At 64.9% G+C, this 19,086-nt stretch carries 18 protein-coding genes and 3 pseudogenes; 5 read left to right on the forward strand and 16 right to left on the reverse strand.

Annotation, left to right across the window (positions count from 1 at the left end):
• Nucleotides 1–131 precede the first annotated feature (131 nt).
• From C3942_RS11080 to C3942_RS22280, 9 genes are all read right to left on the reverse strand, one after another.
• Nucleotides 132–770, reverse strand: coding sequence for a GNAT family N-acetyltransferase (locus C3942_RS11080; protein ID WP_104230447.1), 639 nt, complete (start codon nt 768–770; stop codon nt 132–134).
• Between the two features lie 10 nt (nt 771–780).
• Nucleotides 781–1,080 carry a DUF6763 family protein gene (locus C3942_RS11085; RefSeq protein ID WP_104230524.1) on the reverse strand — a complete coding sequence of 100 codons (300 nt, stop codon included), beginning with the start codon at nt 1,078–1,080 and terminating at the stop codon, nt 781–783.
• A gap of 220 nt (nt 1,081–1,300) precedes the next feature.
• On the reverse strand, nt 1,301–2,335 hold the full coding sequence (locus C3942_RS11090; protein WP_104230448.1) for an NADP(H)-dependent aldo-keto reductase: 1,035 nt from the start codon (nt 2,333–2,335) through the stop codon (nt 1,301–1,303).
• A gap of 44 nt (nt 2,336–2,379) precedes the next feature.
• Complete coding sequence (locus C3942_RS11095) at nt 2,380–3,270, reverse strand: phosphoribulokinase (protein WP_104230449.1); 891 nt, start codon at nt 3,268–3,270, stop codon at nt 2,380–2,382.
• A gap of 156 nt (nt 3,271–3,426) precedes the next feature.
• Nucleotides 3,427–4,152: a tRNA (guanosine(46)-N7)-methyltransferase TrmB gene (trmB, locus tag C3942_RS11100; protein ID WP_104230450.1), complete on the reverse strand. Its 726-nt coding sequence runs from the start codon at nt 4,150–4,152 to the stop codon at nt 3,427–3,429.
• Nucleotides 4,153–4,154: 2 nt separating this feature from the next.
• Complete coding sequence (locus tag C3942_RS11105) at nt 4,155–4,940, reverse strand: thiazole synthase (protein ID WP_104230451.1); 786 nt, start codon at nt 4,938–4,940, stop codon at nt 4,155–4,157.
• A gap of 747 nt (nt 4,941–5,687) precedes the next feature.
• Complete coding sequence (gene ltrA, locus C3942_RS11110) at nt 5,688–7,352, reverse strand: group II intron reverse transcriptase/maturase (protein ID WP_104230452.1); 1,665 nt, start codon at nt 7,350–7,352, stop codon at nt 5,688–5,690.
• Between the two features lie 268 nt (nt 7,353–7,620).
• On the reverse strand, nt 7,621–8,529 hold the full coding sequence (locus tag C3942_RS11115; protein WP_104230453.1) for a LysR family transcriptional regulator: 909 nt from the start codon (nt 8,527–8,529) through the stop codon (nt 7,621–7,623).
• Nucleotides 8,530–8,720: 191 nt separating this feature from the next.
• A complete protein-coding gene (locus tag C3942_RS22280; protein WP_207766056.1) occupies nt 8,721–9,026 on the reverse strand; it encodes an ExbD/TolR family protein in 306 nt (101 codons plus the stop codon).
• Between the two features lie 302 nt (nt 9,027–9,328).
• On the opposite strand from C3942_RS22280, the gene C3942_RS11125 reads away from it, so the two are divergent.
• Nucleotides 9,329–10,039 (forward strand): TnsA endonuclease N-terminal domain-containing protein, encoded by a 711-nt coding sequence (locus tag C3942_RS11125; protein ID WP_243393579.1) that lies wholly within the window; start codon nt 9,329–9,331, stop codon nt 10,037–10,039.
• 55 nt (nt 10,040–10,094) lie between these two features.
• Here the strand turns inward: C3942_RS11125 and istB are convergent, their stop codons facing one another.
• The 6 genes and pseudogenes from istB to C3942_RS22285 all read right to left on the reverse strand — a co-directional run.
• Nucleotides 10,095–10,928 (reverse strand): IS21-like element helper ATPase IstB, encoded by an 834-nt coding sequence (gene istB / locus C3942_RS11130; RefSeq protein WP_104230454.1) that lies wholly within the window; start codon nt 10,926–10,928, stop codon nt 10,095–10,097.
• On the reverse strand, nt 10,925–12,412 hold the full coding sequence (gene istA, locus C3942_RS11135; protein WP_104230525.1) for an IS21 family transposase: 1,488 nt from the start codon (nt 12,410–12,412) through the stop codon (nt 10,925–10,927). The genes istB and istA overlap by 4 nt, the downstream gene beginning before the upstream one ends.
• Nucleotides 12,390–13,928 carry an IS66 family transposase gene (tnpC, locus tag C3942_RS11140; RefSeq protein ID WP_104230455.1) on the reverse strand — a complete coding sequence of 513 codons (1,539 nt, stop codon included), beginning with the start codon at nt 13,926–13,928 and terminating at the stop codon, nt 12,390–12,392. Before tnpC ends, istA begins: the two co-directional genes overlap by 23 nt.
• 39 nt (nt 13,929–13,967) lie before the next feature.
• Nucleotides 13,968–14,315 (reverse strand): IS66 family insertion sequence element accessory protein TnpB, encoded by a 348-nt coding sequence (gene tnpB, locus C3942_RS11145; RefSeq protein ID WP_104230456.1) that lies wholly within the window; start codon nt 14,313–14,315, stop codon nt 13,968–13,970.
• On the reverse strand, nt 14,312–14,728 hold the full coding sequence (gene tnpA / locus C3942_RS11150; RefSeq protein ID WP_104230457.1) for an IS66-like element accessory protein TnpA: 417 nt from the start codon (nt 14,726–14,728) through the stop codon (nt 14,312–14,314). Before tnpA ends, tnpB begins: the two co-directional genes overlap by 4 nt.
• 79 nt (nt 14,729–14,807) lie before the next feature.
• A pseudogene (locus C3942_RS22285) lies at nt 14,808–14,921 on the reverse strand (helix-turn-helix domain-containing protein); the annotation flags it as partial.
• A gap of 117 nt (nt 14,922–15,038) precedes the next feature.
• On the opposite strand from C3942_RS22285, the pseudogene C3942_RS11155 reads away from it, so the two are divergent.
• Nucleotides 15,039–15,851 (forward strand): annotated as a pseudogene (locus C3942_RS11155) (DEAD/DEAH box helicase); the annotation flags it as partial.
• 428 nt (nt 15,852–16,279) lie between these two features.
• Here the strand turns inward: C3942_RS11155 and C3942_RS11160 are convergent.
• Nucleotides 16,280–17,122: a helix-turn-helix transcriptional regulator gene (locus tag C3942_RS11160; protein ID WP_023444849.1), complete on the reverse strand. Its 843-nt coding sequence runs from the start codon at nt 17,120–17,122 to the stop codon at nt 16,280–16,282.
• Nucleotides 17,123–17,239: 117 nt separating this feature from the next.
• On the opposite strand from C3942_RS11160, the gene C3942_RS11165 reads away from it, so the two are divergent.
• The 3 genes and pseudogenes from C3942_RS11165 to C3942_RS22960 all read left to right on the forward strand — a co-directional run bounded on the left by C3942_RS11165 (nt 17,240) and on the right by C3942_RS22960 (nt 19,023).
• The gene (locus C3942_RS11165; protein ID WP_020309197.1) at nt 17,240–17,773 is read left to right on the forward strand and encodes a carboxymuconolactone decarboxylase family protein; all 534 of its coding nucleotides are present in this window, start codon (nt 17,240–17,242) and stop codon (nt 17,771–17,773) included.
• A 27-nt stretch (nt 17,774–17,800) separates the two neighbouring features.
• Nucleotides 17,801–18,349, forward strand: a complete 549-nt coding sequence (locus C3942_RS11170; protein WP_003465000.1) for a cytochrome P460 family protein — start codon at nt 17,801–17,803, stop codon at nt 18,347–18,349.
• A gap of 73 nt (nt 18,350–18,422) precedes the next feature.
• Nucleotides 18,423–19,023 (forward strand): annotated as a pseudogene (locus C3942_RS22960) (uracil-DNA glycosylase family protein).
• Nucleotides 19,024–19,086 lie beyond the last annotated feature (63 nt).

Consider the following 19,086-nt stretch of genomic DNA (forward strand, 5'->3'; position numbering starts at 1 on the left):
CGGTGCTCAGCCTACCTGCCGTTGCCCGCACGCACCAGAAACGCGCGCGACAACAATCCGGCGACCGCGATGATCACCCACGGACGTTGCAAGAAACGGACCGAGCAAGAAGCCTGCCGCCGGACGGCGGCTCAGGGGGAAGCCGGCGTGACGCTCCGCAGCCGGCGGAAGGTGGCGGCAAAGCGCCGGCCGATCTCGTTGCCGTCCGGCACGTCCCAGGCGCGGCTGTAGACCGGCAGGCGCAGCCGGTCGATGTTGTCGGCGCGGCCGGCGTGCTCTGCGCCCATCAGTTTCAGGTGCTTGATGATGCGCTCGTTGTCGGAGAGCACGTCGTAGTAGAAGGTACGGATGCCGGCACGGTGCGCGCAGAGGTGCAGGCAGGCCTGCAGCACGAAGCCGGTGCCGCGCCCCTGGTACTCGTCGGCGATGACGATGGCCACGTCCGCCGCCTGCGGATCGTCGGCCAGGCGCACGTAGCGCGCCACGCCGATGCCGGGCTCGTCCGGCCTCTCCAGGTTCAGCGCACCCCAGGCGACGTGGTCGGCATCGTCGGTGGATGTGAAGGCCGCCAGCTGCTCCTCGCTGAGTTCGTCGACGTGATCCAGGAAGCGCCGGCGCCGCGCCAGCTTCGACAGGCCGCGGAAGCCCTCCTGCAGTCGCGGCGCATCCTCGCGGCGGATCGGCCGCAGCAGCACGCGCAGGCCGTCGTCCAGCGGATACTCGAAGGCCGGCGGCAGCGTGGGCGGGAAGAAGCCGGAAAGCACGCCCATCGCGCCCCCCCTACAGGTTCATCTGGTCGATGAAGTCCGCCGGGTTGTCCCAGCGTCCGGGGGAAAGGCTGTCGTCGTTGAGGCCGTAGTCGTCACGCCCGATGTCCAGCGCGCCGGAATAATCCTCGGGCGGGGCGCAGGGCCGGGCGGCCAGTTCCATCCAGGCGTCGAAGTCGACTTCCTCCAGCGTGCCGTCGAAGTGCTGCACCAGCACCACCTCGGCCGCGGCATCGAGGCCGACGATTTCGAACGGTTCGCCGTCGGTCTGGAACCACTGGCCGACGGACATCTCTCGCAACCACTCCGCCATGACCGCCTCCTGCATGCCGCTCGCAGATGGGAGTGAGTTTGTTTTACGCCTGTTGGGCGAGGGGTTCAAGGCGCTGCACGAGGGAGGGCCGGCAAGCGGCTGAAAGCAAGGAAACTCTTGGGTTGCCTTGGGCATGCCCATGGGAGCATCCACGAACCGTTCATGCCGGGTAGCGCCGCGCAGCCTCGCGTACCGAGGCACATGCGCGGCGCGGATACGCCTACGGTGCCGGAATCGTGAACCTCGCGTGAATCTCCTCGATTCCCCGCATCACATCCTTGCCCAGCTTCAGTTCCACGCTGGCGATGTTGCTGCGCAGCTGCTCCATCGTGGTGGCGCCGATGATGGTGGACGTCATGAAGGGCCTCGTGCGCACGTAGGCCAGCGCCATCTGCGCCGGATCCAGGCCGTGCCGACCTGCCAGCGCCACGTACTCGCGCGTGGCCAGCTCCACCTGCTCGTTGGTGTAGCGCGTGAAGCGCGAGAACAGCGTGATGCGGCCGTCGGCCGGGCGGGCGCCGTGCAGGTATTTGCCGCTGAGCACGCCGAAGGCCAGCGGCGAATAGGCCAGCAGGCTGACGTCCTCGCGCATCGCGAACTCCGCCAGGCCCACCTCGAAGCTGCGGTTGAGCAGGCTGTAGGGGTTCTGGATGCTGGCGACGCGCGGCAGGCCCTTCTCGCGCGACAGGCGCAGGTACTCGGACAGGCCCCAGGGCGTTTCGTTGGAGATGCCGGCGTGGCGCACCTTGCCCTGCCGCACGAGCTCCCCCAGGGCCTCCAGCGTTTCTTCCAGCGGCACGCCGCCGTCCTCGCCGCGCTGCTCGTAGCCGAGCTTGCCGAAGTAGTTCGTCGGGCGCTGGGGCCAGTGGATCTGGTAGAGGTCGATGTAGTCGGTGCCCAGGCGCCGCAGGTTGTCCTCGCAGGCACGGATGACCGACTCGCGGTCCAGGCGCGTCCCGCCGCGCAGGTAGGGGAACAGGCCCGGCCCGGTGACCTTGGTGGCCAGGATCAGCTCCTGGCGCTTGCCGGTCTTGCGCAGCCAGCTGCCGATGTACTGCTCGGTGCGGCCCTGCGTCTCCGGCTTGGGCGGCACCGGGTACATCTCGGCGGCATCGAAGAAATTGATGCCCTGCGCCACCGCATAGTCCATCTGCTCATGGGCCTGCGCCTCGCTGTTCTGCTCGCCCCAGGTCATGGTGCCCAGGCAGATTTCGGTGACATCCAGGCCGGTGCGGCCGAGCGGGTTCTTCTTCATGCGGGCCTCGTGGGGCAGGGCGTGACCGCCGGGGACTGCAGGGCTCAGGCGGCGCTGCGCAGGGCCTCGGCCCGGCGGCGAGCCAGCTGTTCGATGGCGGGGCGCAGGATCAGTTCCATCGCCTGTGCCTGCAGGGGACCCGGCACCACCAGGGTCTGCTCGTGGCTGCGGAAGGTGCCGGGCAGCTCGCGCTTGAGGAACTCGAAGTCGGACTGGATGCGCGAATGCTCGTTGAAGTGCACCACGAACAGCGTCTCCTCCGGCTGCGGGATCTCCCGCACCACGAAGGGATTGCTGGTGTCCACCAGCGGCACGCGCTGGAAGTTGATGTCGGTGCGCGAGAACTGCGGGGTGATGTAGTTCACGTAGTCCGGCAGGCGGCGCAGGATCGTGCCGGTGACCTCCTCCGGGCGGTAGCCGCGCTCGGCGGTGTCGCGGCTGATCTTCTGGATCCACTCCAGGTTGATCACCGGCGTTACGCCGATCAGCAGGTCCATGCAGCCGGCGACGTTGCAGTCCTCGCTGACGTAGCCGCCGTGCAGCCCCTCGTAGAACAGCACGTCGGTATCCGGCGGCAGGCGCTCCCAGGGCGTGAAGGTCCCCGCGGGCTGCCCGGCCTCGATCGCCTCGGCGTCGGTATGCAGGTAGTGGCGCGTCCAGCCGCTGCCGCTCTCCCCATACTCGCGCAGCGTGGACTCCAGCCGGTCCAGCAGGTTGGCGGACGGCCCGAACAGCGAGAAATTCTCGCCGCGGATGCGCGCGCGCTCCAGCGACTGCCGCACCTGGCTGCGATCGTAGGCGTGGAAGGCGTCACCCTCGATCAGCGCCGGGCGCAGGCCCAGCTGGTCGAAGATACCCTCCATCACGCGCGTGGCCGTGCTGGTGCCAGCACCGCTGGAACCGGTGACGCCGATGATGGGGTGTTTCGCGGACATGCTGCCTCTTAAGCTGGAACCGTTACCGCCGCGTGACGGGGGAGCATAGGGGAAAACACCGGAAGCTGGGAATCCGGGCTGGATTTACCGCCGGACGCCGGCGGCCATGGCCACCCGGGGACGGCATTCCTTGCCCACCGGCAAGGGATGCAAGAATCAGGCGCGCTCGAAGGACAGGTCGAAGACCTCGTGCCCCAGGCGTTCGCCGCGGGCCTCGAAGCGCGTCTTCAGGCGGGTGGCGGGCATCGGCACGTAGCGGCCGTCCGCGGCACGGTTGCGCAGGCCGGGCGCGGCATTGAGGACGTCCAGCATGTGCTCGGCGTAGGGCGCCCAGTCGGTGGCCAGCTGCAGCTCGCCTCCAGGCTTGAGCTTCCGGACCACCAGCTGCGCGAACTCCGGCTGCACCAGGCGGCGCTTGTGATGGCGCTTCTTGTGCCAGGGATCGGGAAACTGGATCACCACCTGGTCCAGGCTGGCGTCGGGAATGCTGTCGCGCAGCAGCTCCACGGCATCATGGCTGGCCACGCGCAGGTTGGTCAGGCCCGCGGCGGCGGCGCGGTTCAGCACGCGGCCCACGCCCGGGCGATGCACCTCCACGCCGATGAAATTCCAGCCGGGTTCGGCGGCGGCGCGCGCCAGCAGATGGTCGCCGGCGCCGAAGCCGATCTCGAACATCACCGGCGCGGCGCGGCCGAAGACGGCGGCAAGATCCAGCGGCCCTGCGGAAGGCTCGATACCGTAGCGCGGCCACTGCTCGGCCAGCGAGCGCTCCTGGCCGTCGGTCATGCGTCCTTCGCGGCGCACGAAGGAGCGGATGCGGCGCAGGTGCGGGGTTTCCGCGTCCTGCGGGGCGTCACCCTGCCGGTCCCCGGGACCCGACATGCTCAGATGATGCCTTCCAGCGGCGAGGACGCGCTGGCGTAGCGGCGGCGCGGCATGCGTCCGGCCAGGCGCGCCTCGCGGCCGGCCTCGATGGCCTTGCGCATCGCCGAGGCCATCAGTACCGGGTTCTTCGCCTCGGCGATGGCCGTGTTCATCAGCACCCCGTCGCAGCCCAGCTCCATGGCGATGGCGGCATCGGAGGCGGTGCCCACGCCGGCATCGACGATGATGGGCACCTTGGCATTCTCGATGATGGTCAGCAGGTTGTAGCGGTTCTGGATGCCCAGGCCCGAGCCGATGGGCGCCGCCAGCGGCATCACGGCCACGCAGCCGATCTCCTCCAGGCGCTTGCAGAGGATGGGATCGTCGCTGGTGTAGACCATCACGTCGAAGCCTTCCTTGACCAGGGTCCTGGCCGCTTCCAGCGTGGCCGTCACGTCCGGGTACAGCGTCTTCGGATCGCCCAGCACTTCCAGCTTCACCAGCTTGTGCCCGTCCAGCAGCTCGCGGGCCAGGCGGCAGGTGCGCACGGCATCCTCGGCGGTGTAGCAGCCGGCGGTATTGGGCAGGATGGTGTAGCGGCTGGGCGGAACCACGTCGAGCAGGTTGGGCTCGCCCTGGTTCTGCCCGATGTTGGTGCGGCGGATCGCCACCGTGATGATCTCGGCGCCGCTGGCCTCGGTGGCCTCGCGGGTCTGTTCCAGGTCCTTGTACTTGCCGGAGCCCACCAGCAGGCGGGAACGGTAAGTCTTGCCCGCGATGATCAGCGGATCGGCATTGGCGGTCATGGGCGTGATACGCAGCGGAAGAAAATGGAGCGGGTGATGGGAATCGAACCCACGCTAGCAGTCGGGTAAGGGGGCGGCCTCGCGGCCACCCCCTCCCCCTAGAACCGTACGTGAGGGTTTCCCCTCATACGGCTCATGCAGCTTTAAGTCCGGACTGACTGAATTATATCCGGACCGGCTGTATCACTGTGAAACGGCCTTTAAAAACTTCTCTTTTTGCTAACGTGTACGGACCCCTGCGTCCTTCAGTGCCTTTCTTACCGTTTCATCGACGCAATACATGTCGACTGAGGCGGAAATGGCTCTGGCGGCCGGTTTGTTAAACCCCCATATTTCTGGGTTTAACCCCGAATTTGGGGCACCTTTCCACGCTGCGTCCGCGTGCTTCCATACAACCAGTGCAAAGTCGAAACGCGGGACTTGATCGTACATTCTGGCCAGGCAGGATTTCATCGAGAGGTTTTCTGCGTACCTCTTCTCCAGTTCAGGCCTTATTTGTTCGATTATGCCCCGTATATACCATTCGCATTTAACGCTGGGTGTCCCCGGCGCTTCACAGAGATACTTCAGGTCCGCAAGCATGTAGTCGGCTTCAGCCGATGCCATGCTGGGTCCTAAAAGCATCCCCGCGAACACTGCTGCGGTAGCTGATAAACGTACGCCCACGACCCTCTCCTTCCACATCTAAGTGGTTGAAAAAAAAAAAAAGGCCGTGTGCAAAAGAAGAAGACGGATTCGCTTGTATTGCTAACCCGCTTCTGGACTCCCGTTCCTACGAGGGCTTCCCGCAGGCTGAGAGTGAATCTGACGATGACATGTTGGATGCAGCAATTGCAGATTAGTCAGCTTGTCCGAGCCTCCGTCGCTTCGGCGAACCTTGTGGTGGACATGCCACCGGGTTTGCTTGGTGATCGGCTGACCGCAGACAGGGCACTTTCCTCCCTGCTCCCGCCACAACCATGCCAGCTTCTTGCGTCCCGTCAAGGTAGCCATCATCAGACGAGTGAGACATTCGTCAAAATAAGCATCCCATTTCGGATCGTAAGGGTTAGCGTCGGCTTTAATCTTGAAGTGCTCCCGGAAGTGAAAGTCCGAGTACCTCAAGAGCCGCATGCCATCGACGGCGAACACCCAATCTCGGGCTCCTTCCCTGCGGAAGTAGCGCTTTTTAATCCAGCGCTTACCCTTGCTTGGATGCCTCCGTTTCGCCCACGCCCACAACTTCCCCCATAGCAGGTGATCCATCTTCTTGAACGTCGCCGCGACGGCCACCGGGATGTGATACCGCGCCCATCCCCGAATGATCGGGTTGAGCGACAGGATCACGTTTTCCTGTTTGGCCGTGCGCAGTTCGTGAATCTGCTGCCTGAGTTTGTCGTAGTGCGCGAGACGATTCTTCTTCGATGGTTTGACCTGCAGGCCATTGCGGACCCACCTGACATTCCATCCCAAGAAGTCGAAGCCGTCTGATATGTGGGTGATCTTGGTTTTCGTTGGTGAGAGCCATAGACCGCGCTCAGCCAAGAATTCCTCGATTACGGGCTTGACCTGTGCTTCCAGCAACTCCTTCGAGCTACCGGTCACGACAAAGTCATCCGCATACCGGACCATGTGGACTTTGTGCTTGCGGCTCTTGAACCGTTCCGCGAGGAGCGATTCGAGCCCATCCAGGGTCATGTTCGCCAGGACAGGGCTGATGATGCCACCCTGGGGCGTTCCGGCTTCTGTGGGGGACAGACGACCCATTTCAACCACACCCGCCTTGAGCCAGCGCTGCAACACCTTCCGATCCGTTGGAATGTGCTGCAACAGCCAGTCGTGGCTGATGTTGTCAAAGCATCCCTTGATGTCCGCTTCGAGTACCCATTTCGACGAATGCCCCCGTGCTAATAAATTCTTGCACTGGACGATGGCATCTGCTGTGGATCTGAAGGGCCGAAAACCGTAGGAGTTCTCGTCCGCCGTGCTTTCCGCGATGGGGTCGAGTGCAAGCAGAAACAGCGCCTGCATAGCTCGGTCCTTCATCGTCGGAATGCCCAGCGGCCGCTTTTCCCCGTTGGCCTTTGGGATGTGGACCCGTCTGAGGGGTTTGGGCTTATAGCCCGTGGTGTGTAGCGATTGAACCGCCTTCCATTTGGAATCCGGAGCGGACCAGGTTTCCCCGTCCACGCCCGGCGTCCTACGGCCTTGGTTCTCAGTGACACGACGTACAGCCAGCGCTTTCGCGCTTGTCGTGCGAGTCAGCAACTTTTGCAGGCGTTTTGCGCCGCGCCAGTCACCTTCTCGTATCGCCTTCGCTATGCGAGTTTGTAGCCTCCTAACCGTCTGGTGGATACCGGCCCAATCGAGACTGGTCCAGTCCTGCCATACGTCGGAGGCAACATCGCGTGGGAGTACAGCTTGCGCGTCCATATCAACCTCCGGGTTGAATGGAGCGGGTGATGGGAACAGCACCCGTTCGCTAACTCGTTTATTACGAACGTCTTTTCCGATCCAAGCGTCACGGAATGGACTCGATTGTGGACTCAAGTCTTCGGCCTGGTCAACGCAGGCCGTTGCGGGTGATCCAAAGCGAGCCAAGCACATCCACCAACAGCCAGAGCATCGGATTTCATTCCGAAGTCTATCTGTCTACTGGCACACCACGCCACAGGTCGCAACGGACAGGCGAGCTGCGTCCTCAAAGGACCGGCTCATCATCGATCGGCGCGGCCTTGTCTTTCACCCGCTCGATGAACCGCATCATGGGCTCCGAGGGTTCGCCCTGGCGGCGCAGCAGGTAGGTAGAGAGCATCGGTGGGGTGCCGGCCAGGGGACGAATGGAGATGTCCGGGCGCTGTAGGGTCTGCACTTGCGAGGCGATGGCGAAGCCGATGCCGTAGCCGGCGCCGACCAGGGTCAGCATCACGCCGAGGCTGGTCACTTCATCGACCAGCTTGAGCGGCGTGCCCGCGTCCTGCAGCATCGCTTGAATCTGATGGCGGCAGCCCGATCCCGATTCGGGATGGCACAGAACCAGCGGGAACTTCAAGGCTTCGGCCAGCGGCACCTGCATGTGTGCCAGCAAGGGGTGGCGTGCGGGCACGATCACCGACAGTGGATCGGTCCACACCGGCTCAGCGACGAGGCCAGCATGCACCGCGTTTGACAACGCAAAGCCGATGTCCAGCAGATCGTTGTGCAGCATCTTGAGCTGCTGCGCGAACGGCAGCTCGAAGACGCGAATCTCCAGCTCGGGCTCATCCTCGCGGCTGCGTGCCAGCAAGGTGGCGATGTGGGGCTGCGCCAGGCTGTCGCAGATGGCGATGCGCAGATGGCCCTGGTAGCCCTGTGCAGCCGCCTTGGCGCTCTTGACTGCCTGCTCCACGGTAGCCTGCACGCGCCGGCATTCGCCGAGGAACACCTGGCCGGCCCAGGTCAGCCGCGTCAGGCGTGTGCTGCGGTCGAACAACTGTACGCCGAGCTGGCTTTCCAGGTCGCGCATCGCACGCGACACAGGCGATTGCTCGATGCCCAGACGCTCGGCTGCACGGGCCAGATGCAGTTCTTCCGCAACTGCGACAAAGTAACGTAGCAATCTGAAATCCAAGGCCGCCTCCTGTCTGTCTTCTTCTGGTTCGGCCTATCGGGCGCCAACACCTCCATCCGCATCCCGTCAGCACCTCCTTCGGTGGCATCGCGTCAAAACCTCATGCCCGCTCGGTGCGCCGGGCACGAGCGCGCAGGCGCACACGTGTGCTGGAGTCCGCGATCGGTGCAGCCGACGACGTCACGCCGGCGTCAGGGCGGGCGTGCCGATGCAGTTTCGTGGGGGGTGTCTTTCGGCTCACCCCGGTCGCTGCCAGGGTCGGTCACAAAGCTCAGTTTCAACACCCGGACTTCTGCGCAGCCGCCAACACCTGGGCGACGCGCTCGTAGGCCCACCAGGCGGTCGCCGCGGATGAGGTCCTCGGGCTGCGGTTGACGCGGCGCGGAGGCCTGCAGCCGCTGCGCGAGCTGCTCGTCGCCCATGCGTTCGTCGTTCCAGAACACGCTGCCGTGGGTGGGGACGGACAGGTTCGCCACGTCGGGCTTGATCGGCTTCACTCCACTCAGATTCAGATGCTAATGAGACTTATTATTGATTGTCCGTGGTTTTGTGTGATATGGCAACACCGATGGAATAACCCGGCCTTGCCTGGACACTCGCCGCCTCGCCGGCGACTGAAGGCCGGATGGCGGCAACTGGAAAGCCTCTGTGACCGGCATCGCCACCGGGAAGCACTCATGCTGTGGGATGCAAATAAAGTTTCATCCGTACAAATAAAGTATCATCCTTATAAATAAAGTTTCATCCTGAGCCTGCATCCGCTATGTTGAGGTCATCGACACAGGGGGCAGGCTTTCTCATGTCTGGAACATTCAAGGGGCTGACCCAAGCCCAGATCGATAGAAGGCTCAAGGACGGGCGTGGCCAAGGCCAGGGATCGGACTACAAGCCGTTCATCTACACCAGGGACGTATCCTCGCTGGGGCGCTCCCACCGTCTGCCTGGCAGCAAGACCCGGCGTTTACACCATCTTCTATCCGATCTTGAACTGGCCATCTTCCTGACCTTGGATCGGTCTCCCCATGTCACCGATATCCGTGAACAGTTCCCGATGCGGGTCGAAGATACGGTGCGCATCGCAGAGGAGCTTGGCCTGCCCCACGGGCGTTACAAGGGTACTCCGCAGGTACTGACCAGCGACTTCCTGGTGGATTTCGAAGATCCTCAGCGCCCGAGCATCGCGATTCAGGCCAAGTACAGTGCCGACCTGCAGAAGCCAGAAGTCATCGAGAGGCTTGAGCTTGAAAGGCGCTACTGGCAGGAAAAAGGTATTCCCTGGGTCATCGTCACGGAACGTGAGGTATCCAGGGAGGCATTTGCCAATATCCAATGGCTCTATCCTGCCCATGCTGAAGACGACATCGCTCAGGACGATCTCGCCCATTACCAGCAGCTGTTTATGCTCGAGTTTCAGCGTCACCCAGACCAGAAGCTGACCGCTATTGCCCAAGGACTGGATACCTCCGGCCAGCTGGAGGCCGGTCAGGCGCTCTATTGGCTACGCTGTTGACGCTCGCCGTGAACTGACCCGGTCTGCTCGTTCAATACTGACCCACCCCTGAAGGCTACCCGAGGGTGCCCTGGTCTGTGGATATCTCTGCGGTTTTGGGGTCTGGGTTCGATCCTTTCCTGCGTTGAGTCGTTGACCGGGTTCTAGCCGCGGCCGTGGTCGTGCTGCTGTGCTTGAAGCGCCAGGAGTCGTTGCCGCTCTCGACGATGTGGCAGTGGTGCGTCAGCCGGTCCAGCAGCGCCGTGGTCATCTTGGCGTCCCCGAACACGCTCGCCCACTCGCCGAAGCTCAGGTTGGTCGTGATGACCACGCTGGTGTGCTCGTAGAGCTTGCTCAGCAGGTGGAACAGCAAGGCACCTCCAGCCTGGCTGAACGGCAGGTAGCCCAGCTCGTCGAGGACGAGCATGTCCACGTACATCAGCCGGTGCGCGATCTGCCCAGCCCGGCCCGCGGCCTTCTCGGCCTCCAGCGCGTTGACCAGCTCCACCGTCGAGTGGAAGCGCACCCGCTTGCCATGCCGCTGGATCGCCTCGATGCCGAGTGCCGTCGCCAGGTGCGTCTTGCCCGTGCCCGGCCCGCCGATGAGCACCACGTTGTGCGCCGCCTCGGTGAAGGCGGTGGTGTGCAGCTTGCGCACCAGCGCCTCGTCGACCGCGCTGGCGCCGAAGTCGAAGCCCGCCAGGTCGCGATGCGCCGGGAACCGGGCTGCGCTCATCTGGTACGCGATCGAGCGCACGTTGCGCTCGGCTCCCTCGGCATCGAGCAACTGCTCGACGAGCTGCTCCGGCTCCAGCGCCGCATGCCGGCAGCGCGCCACCAGCTCCGGCCAGTTCGAGGCCATGCCGTGCAGCTTGAGCGCCTTCAGGCGCGTGACGATCTCGGTGCTCATGGCTGGGCCTCCTGGGGGCTTCTGGGTGTGTCGCGCAGCGCGTCGTAGCGCTGCACGTCGGCGCGGGGCTCTTCCCGCAAGATCGGTGTGGGCTGCGTCAGCTCGCGCAGCGCAGGGGCGCCGTCCTTCAGCCGCGCCAGCACGTTGAGCACATGCTCGGCGCTGGGCCGCCCGGTCTCCAGCGCGATCTCCGCGGCCACCAGCACGGCCTCCAGCCCGTGCACCGGCACGGCGGCCAGTACCTGCGCCATCACCCGGTCGCCTCCCGCATGGCGCAGCAGGTGCCGCTGCAGCGTCTGCAGGACCTCGGGCATGGCCTTGAAGGGCGCCCCGTTGCGCAGCGCCCCCGGCTTGGTCTGCACCAGCGGGATGTAGTGCTGCCAGTCGTAGAAGGTGAGGTAGCGCTCGAAGCTCCTGGCATGCCGGGCCACCTCGACGCTGTCGGCCACCAGCACCAGGGTGTTGGGGTACACGCGCAGGCTCAGCACCTCGTTCACGTGGCGGGTCGGCACGCTGTAGCGGTTGCGCTGGAAGTGCACCAGCGCCGTCGCCGACACGCGCACGGTCTGCTCCACGTAGCCGTCGAAGGGCCGGGGGCACGGCATCAACCGGGTCTGCTCGTCCTGCAGCACTTCGGCCACGGTCAGCGCTGGCCACTCGGGGTGGGCGGTCTCGGCCCAGCAGGCGCGGCAGCGCTCGCCCAGCCAGGCGTTCAGGGCGGCCAGGTCGCTCCAGCGGCGTTCGCTCGCTTCCCGCCACACCTGCCGGCGCCGGTCCTGCACGTTCTTCTCGACGATGCCCTTCTCCCAACCCGAGGCCGGGTTGCAGAACTCGGGCTCGAACAGGTAGTGCGAGCACATGGCCTGGAAGCGGGCGTTGACCGAGCGCAGCTTGCCCACACCCACCCGGTCCACGGCGGTCTTCATGTTGTCGTACAGGCCGCGCCTGGGGATGCCTCCCAGCGCCTCGAAGGCGCGCGCGTGGGCGTCGAACAGCATCTCGTGGCTCTGGCCCGGGTAAGCCGTCAGCCAGAAGGCCCTGGAACTGGCCAGCTTGGTGTGGGCGACCTCGAGCCGGCGGCGCAGGCCGCCGACGAAGACGTACTCGCAGCTCCAGTCGAATTGGAAGGCATCCCCCAGCTCGAAGCTCATCGGTACGAAGGCTGCCCGGCGTGGGGCGTCGTCCTGCTCGGCGCGCCAGGCACGAATCCACCGGGTGACGCGGGCGTAGCTGCCCGCGTAGCCGAGCGCGCGGATCTGCTCGTAGAGCATCTTGACCGTGCGGCGCTCGCGCACCGGCCGGTGGCCATCGGCCTTGAGCGCCGAGGTCAGGTGCTCGGCCCACGCATCGACCGCGCTTGCAGCCTCGCGCCTGGGGTACTTCGGTTCGGTCACGCCCTCCTGGCGCAACGTAAGCGTCCGGCGAAGGCCTATTGCCCGTGAGGCTGTTTGCTGATCGGTATCAGCGCGTTGCTTCGGGATGATTCCAGGGCAGCAGTCCGTCGAGACGGTTGGCGGGATGGTCGGCGATGCGGCCGATGACGTCGCGCAGGTAGGCCTCGGGATTGAGGCCGTTGAGCTTGGCGGTACCAATCAGGCTGTAGATTGCGGCAGCGCGTTCGCCGCCGGCGTCGGAGCCGCAGAAGAGGTAGTTCTTCCTGCCGAGGGCGACGACGCGCAGCGCGCGCTCGGCTGCGTTGTTGTCGATCTCCAGATTCCCGTCGTCGCAATAGCGCGTCAGCGCCGGCCAGCGCGAGGTGGCGTAGCGGATGGCGACGGCGAGTTCGGACTTGGCCGACAGCGTCGTCAGCGTGGCGGTCAGCCAATCTTTCAGTTCGGTGAGCAGGGGCCCAGCGCGGGATTGTCGGTGCTGCTGGCGCACATCCGGTGGCTGGCCTCGGATGTCCTTCTCGATGCCGTAGAGCGCCGCGATCCGGTCGAGTGCGGCTTTGGCAATCGGCGATTGATTGGCCTGATGGATGTCGAAGAATTTCCGCCGGACATGCGCCCAGCAGGCCGCTTCGCGGATCCGTCCCGCTTCGTAGAGGTGGTGGAAGCCGGCATAGCCGTCGGCCTGCAGGGTGCCGGTGAAGGATTTCAGGTGCTGCCGCGGATGCTCACCCTTTCGATCCGGGGTGTACTGGAAGAATACGGCCGGCGGGGCTTTGCTCCCCGCCGGGCGATCATCCCGGACATAGGTCCACAGGCGCCCGGTCTTGGTCTGGCCTTTTCCCGGTGACAGCACCGGGACCGGCGTGTCGTCGGCATGCAGCTTGGTAGCACTCATGACGTAAGCGCCCAGTCGCTCGATGAGCGGGGCGAGCAGCGCGGCACTGCCGCCGACCCAGTCGGCGAGTGTCGAGCGCTCGATCTCGATGCCATCGCGGGCATAGATCTCGGATTGCCGGTGCAGCGGCAGCGAGTCGCAGTACTTGGATACCAGCACATGGGCCAGCAGACCCGGTGCGGCCAGTCCCCGCGGAATCGGCCGCGACGGGGCTTCGGCCTGCACGATCCGCTGGCAGGCATCGCAGGCGCACTTGGGCCGGACATGCCGGATCACCTTCCAATGCGCCGGCACGTAGTCGAGCATTTCGGAGATGTCCTCGCCGATCGCCCGCAGCGTGCCGCCACAGCTCGGGCAGACGGTGGCCGGGACATGAACAACGGATTCCCGGGGCAGGTGTGCCGGCAATGGCCGGCGGACCGGGACTGCTTTCTCGGCAGCCGCATCGGCCGGGGCGCGCGGCGGTACCGTGCTCGGCGTCTGCAGCTCCTCGATCAGCAATTCGAGCTGCTCGATCTCCCGATCAAGCTTCTCGGACTTCGCGCCAAACTGCATCCGCTTGAGCCGGGCCAACTGCAGCAGGAGCTTCTCGATCTGGGCGTCGCGGTAGACCAGTGTCGAGCGCAGCCGATGATTCTCCAGACGGCTTTCCGCCAGCAGCGCACGAAGGCTTTCGACATCATCCGGCAGGTCAGAAGGCGCACTTTCGAGCATGTCCGGATGACGCAAGAAACATGCAAAATCCGAATGAAATCAGGCGGCTTTCAGCGGTTTCGTGGTCCACTCCGGATGCCGCCAGTCGATCCCCTCCAAGAGCATCGACAACTGGGCGGCCGTCAGATGGATCCGGCCAGATTCCGCCCTCGGCCAGACAAATCGGCCCCGCTCCAGACGCTTGGCCAGCAGGCACAGACCGTCGCCATCCCACCATAAGAGCTTGATCATGTCGCCGCGCCGGCCCCGGAATACGAACACATGGCCGGAGAACGGATCGTCGCGCAGCGCCTCCTGCACGATCGCCGACAGGCCATCAAAGCCCTTCCGAAGATCCGTGATCCCGGCTGCGAGCCACACCCGCGTGCCGGCCGGCAGCCCGATCATCGTCGCGCCAGTAGGCAGTCCAGCACCGTGCCCAGCGACTGCGCATCCACCGCACCGCGAACGTGCACCGTGACGCCCGCCATGGTGATCTCGATCGACGGCAACGACGGCGGCGGCGTCACCTGCGCGATGGGCGATGGCACAGCTTCCGGCTCAACCGTCACCACCGGCAGCAGCCGCGGTGACCCCGCCTGTCGCGCCGGCCGGATGCTGACACCCTGATAGCGCCGGATCCACTTGCGCAGCAGATTCGAATTCACCCCATGGTCCAGCGCCAGACGCGACACCGACACACCAGGCGCAAGCGCCCGCTCCACCAGCGCACGCTTGCCCGACTCGCTGTACACCCGCCGGCCGTCCGCATCCGACGACGAAACCAGCCCCGCGACCAGTACTCCTTCCGCTCCCTTCATCGGTGTCCACTCCCTCAGCCAGTGGACACCATCTTTCTGACCTTCAGGCTCAAACGATAGCGGCCTTCACCGGACGCTTACTGCGCAACCACTGCCGCACGGTGTTCCTCGACAGCCCCGTGCGCCGGCTCACCTCGCGGATGGACAGACCATCGCGCAGGTGCATCCGTCTGATCTTGGCCAACATCGCCACGCTCATCACTCCTGGCTCTCCCCGCTCGTTCATCGAGCAGGGCAGTGTGTTTGCGTGGGTCAGTTTTGCGCGAGCAGCAGCCCCGTAGGTGGGTCAGTTTTCAACGAGCGTCAACACCGCGTGCCCCGCATCGTCCTTCTCGACAACCAGAAGGTGAAGCTCACGGAGGAGCTGGAGACCGAGAGCACCGTCAGGCTGTTCCCCAGCATCGCCAAGCTGTTGGGGGAATCCCCCGTCACCTTCGAAGAACTGCTGCGCCATGACGAAGTAATCGATCAACTGCTTGGTCTGGGATGCGCCAAGCTGGATGAGCTTCGTCAGATCAAGCCGGATGCGGCTGGTCTAGTGGTCGCCACCGATATCGAGCACGCCCTGCAGATTGCTCAGGCTCTGGAAGCTAGAGGAGAAGGTTGCCGCGTAGTGACCAACCGGACTCCGGATGCTCAACAGGTGATCAATGCATTCAGGCACAGCGATTGCCGCTGGATCATCGCAGTAGGGATGATCAGCGAGGGTACGGATATCCCCCGCCTGCAGGTGTGCTGCTACCTCAGCCGCATCCGTACTGAGCTGCACTACCGGCAAGTCCTGGGGCGCGTGCTGCGGCGGATGGGCGAGTCCGATGATCAGGCTTGGCTGTTCATGCTGGCGGAGCCAACATTGCGGCGCTTTGCGGAGCGCATTGCGGATGATCTGCCGGATGACCTGGCAGTGCTGAGCCGGGTGAAGATGCCCGCTGCCTCTTCTGGTTCGATGGCTGGTGGGATGGGGGCTACCTGCGATATCGATGGCTGCGGTGGAGGCGAGGCCGGGCAAAGTCTTGGTGCAGGTTTGGCGGGTGCCTACTCGCTGGGGGATTTTGCTGCTGAGCCGAGCTATCAGGTCAGTTTTTCTCAGCACTATCGGCAGTTGTTGTTGGCTTGCCTCTGATGGTCGGTAAGCAGTTAGCCCCAACTAGGGTGAGGCTGCCCGAAGTCTGACCGAGCCAACACAGGCCAGTCACCAGCCTTTCACCAATTCCGCGCCGAGCGGCCCAATGCGCTCTCGGGGCGTTCAGCTATTCGCGAAAGGCATCTCTTGGCCGATAGCTGGTCCGCTTTCGGCCAATAGCCGACAATGACGACACTGGAAATCCCCGCCTGTGAGCGTCGGCTCAGGGCGGGACAGCGTCATCCAGCTACCTGCGCCACTGACTCAGCCTTGTCCAGCCGGCCGCGCCGCACGAACAGACTGACCAGCCGTTGACGGATCGCCACCTGGAGTTCCGCCAGTTGTTCCGGCGTGATGCGAATTTCACCCGCTCGACGAGCGCAACACCGGCGCCGCCTACGCCAAGAACCGGCGAATCGAACTCAAACTCACGAACCGCTGAGCGCCGCGTCACCGCGCTGCTGCGCCAGCCAGTCGCGCGGGGCGCAGCCCATGCGCACGCGGAAGGCGCGCGCCAGAGCGTTCGGGCTGCCGTAGCCGACGCGGTCGGCCACCACCGCCACCGGCCGCCCCTGCTTGAGCAGGGTGCAACTGACGTTCATCCGCCAGTCGGCCAGATAGTCGCCCGGCGTGACGCCCACCGCGTCCTTGAACGCGGCGGCGAAGCGCGCGCGTGACATGCCCGCCTTCGCCGCCAGCGCCTCGAGCGACCACGCGGTCTGCGGCGCATCGTGCATGGCGGTTATGGCGCGCGCGAGTTTCGGGTCGGCCAGGCCCGCCAGCAGTCCGGTGGCGCCAAGCCGCCCATCCATCAGATAACGCAGCAACTGGATCAGTAGCAACTCGCACAAGCGGTCGATGGCGGCCTGCCGACCGCACTGGTCGCGCTCGGCTTCGGCAAACAGCAACTCTAGCGTCGGCCCGAGGCCGGGCAAGTCCGCCAACGGAATCAGCAGCATCGACGGCAAGGCCATGGCCAACGGATTGCCCGTCGAAGCGCCCAGGTCGACCTCCGCACACAACAGCTCAGCGGTATCGCCGGGGGCGGCGACAAAACGATGCGACGCCACGCGCGGATAAAACAGCAGGCTCGGCTCGGTAACCAGCAGATCTTCATGCACGGGCGAACGCGCCGTAATCGGGCCGCGCCGCACCAGATGGATATAGCCATGCGGCGCCGCGTAATGATGCTGCCCACAGAAGGCGCCGCTGTGAAAAACGCGCGCCGAAAGCGAGTAGTGCCGGAGCAAGCCGGCCAGTCGATCCGCCATTCCACTCTCCATATAAGACGATAGGTTACGTATTTGATACTTTACGTGCCATATCGTACCAAACAAAGGGCGATCATGCCCACGTGCTCTTGCACCTCACCCACTACGGAGATAGACATGACCCAAATCGCCCCCCTGACCATCGACACCGCTGACGCCGCTACCGCTGCCACACTCAAGGCCGTCAAAGCCAAGCTTGGCATGGTGCCGAACCTGTTCGCCACGCTGGCCCACGCGCCGGCGGCGCTCAATGGCTACCTCGGCTTGTCCGAAACGCTGGGCACCGGCCGCCTGAATGCCTCCCAGCGCGAGATCGTTGCGCTCGCTGCCGGTCAAGCCAATCGCTGCCAGTATTGCCTGAGCGCACACACCCTGATCGGCAAAGGTGCCGGACTGTCGGCAGAGGCCATCGCCGCGGCCCGCACCGGCCAGGCGGCCAACGCACTTGACGATGCAATCGCCGGCTTTGCCCGCGCGCTGGTCGAGCAACGCGGCGTGGTGTCGGCCGACGCCATGGCCAACTACCGCCGCGCGGGGCTCGACGACGGCCTGATACTGGAAGTGATCGCCAACGTCGCGCTGAACACGCTCACCAACTACACCAACCACATCGCCGACACCACGGTGGATTTCCCCGTGGTCGCCGTCTGATCTCCATAGGCATATAAGGAGAACACGATGAAAATCGCACTCACCGGCGCTCTGCTCGCCAGCGCCCTCGTCCTGCCACTGGCCGTCACGGCCGGCGACTTTTCGCCCTATGTGGACAGCCAGGGCGGCATCAGCCGCCCCACAGACTTCCGCACAAACTTCGTCCACCTGGGCTCATATGCGGTGTTGGACGAAAAATCCGCCTCTCGCGGCTTGCACGATGTGTACACCGAAAAGGCCTCGGCCGAGCACTACCGCAAGACCGGCAAGTTCTTGGACGGCGCCACGCTGGTGAAAGAGATCCGCAAGCTCGAAACCAGCGCCATGACCACTGGCAACCCTGTGGTCTGGGGTTCCGATGCGGCCGTGTGGTTCGTGATGGTCAAGGACGCCAAAGGCCGTTTCGCCAGCAACCCCTTGTGGGGCGACGGCTGGGGCTGGGCGCTGTTCAAGGCCGACGCCCCCGCCAAGAATGTCGCCGTCAGCTACGAAGCCGACTGCATGGGCTGCCATGTGCCGGCGGCCAAGACCGACCGCGTATTCATCCAGGGCTATCCGACACTGACCCAGCACTGACTTGCTGCCGGGTTACGCTTCGCGCAGGATGGCACCTCCGTCCTGCGCGAGCCACCCTTTCCGGAAGCGCGCCATGCCGACACTCGACGCCTTTCTGACCGACGTCCGCGCCTGCACGCGCTGCGCACCGCATCTGCCACACGGCGTGCAGCCGGTCTTCCAGTTTCACCCGAGTGCGCCCATCCTCATCGCCGGCCAAGCACCGGGGGCCCGGGTCCATGCCTCAGGCGTGCCCTTCGACGACGCCAGCGGCGCGCGTCTGCGCGCCTGGCTGGGCGTGGACCGCGACACCTTCTACGACCCTACCCGCATCGCCATTCTGCCCATGGGCTTCTGTTATCCGGGCACCGGCAAAAGCGGTGACCTGCCGCTACGCCCGGAGTGCGCCCCCCGCCTGGCGCGAAGCCTTCATGCAGCGTTTCGAGCGCCTGTCGCTGGTCATCGTGCTGGGCAGCTACGCCATGGACTACCACCTCGGTACTGGCAAGACGCCGCTCACCCGGGTGGTCGAAGCCTGGCGCGAGCACTGGCCGCAAGCGTTCCCCCTGCCTCACCCTAGCCCGCGCAACAATCGCTGGCTGGTGCGCAACCCCTGGTTCCAACAAGACGTGCTGCCCGCGCTGCAAGCACGCGTCCAGGCAGTCCTCACCGCCAACCCCAAGGAAACCCCATGACCGACGACACCGCCGCCATTACCGAGCTGCTGCACAAGTACTACGACACCCTGGCCTGGGCGA

It is taken from the genome of Solimonas fluminis (assembly GCF_002930645.1).
Classification (GTDB): Bacteria; Pseudomonadota; Gammaproteobacteria; order Nevskiales; family Nevskiaceae; genus Solimonas_A; species Solimonas_A fluminis.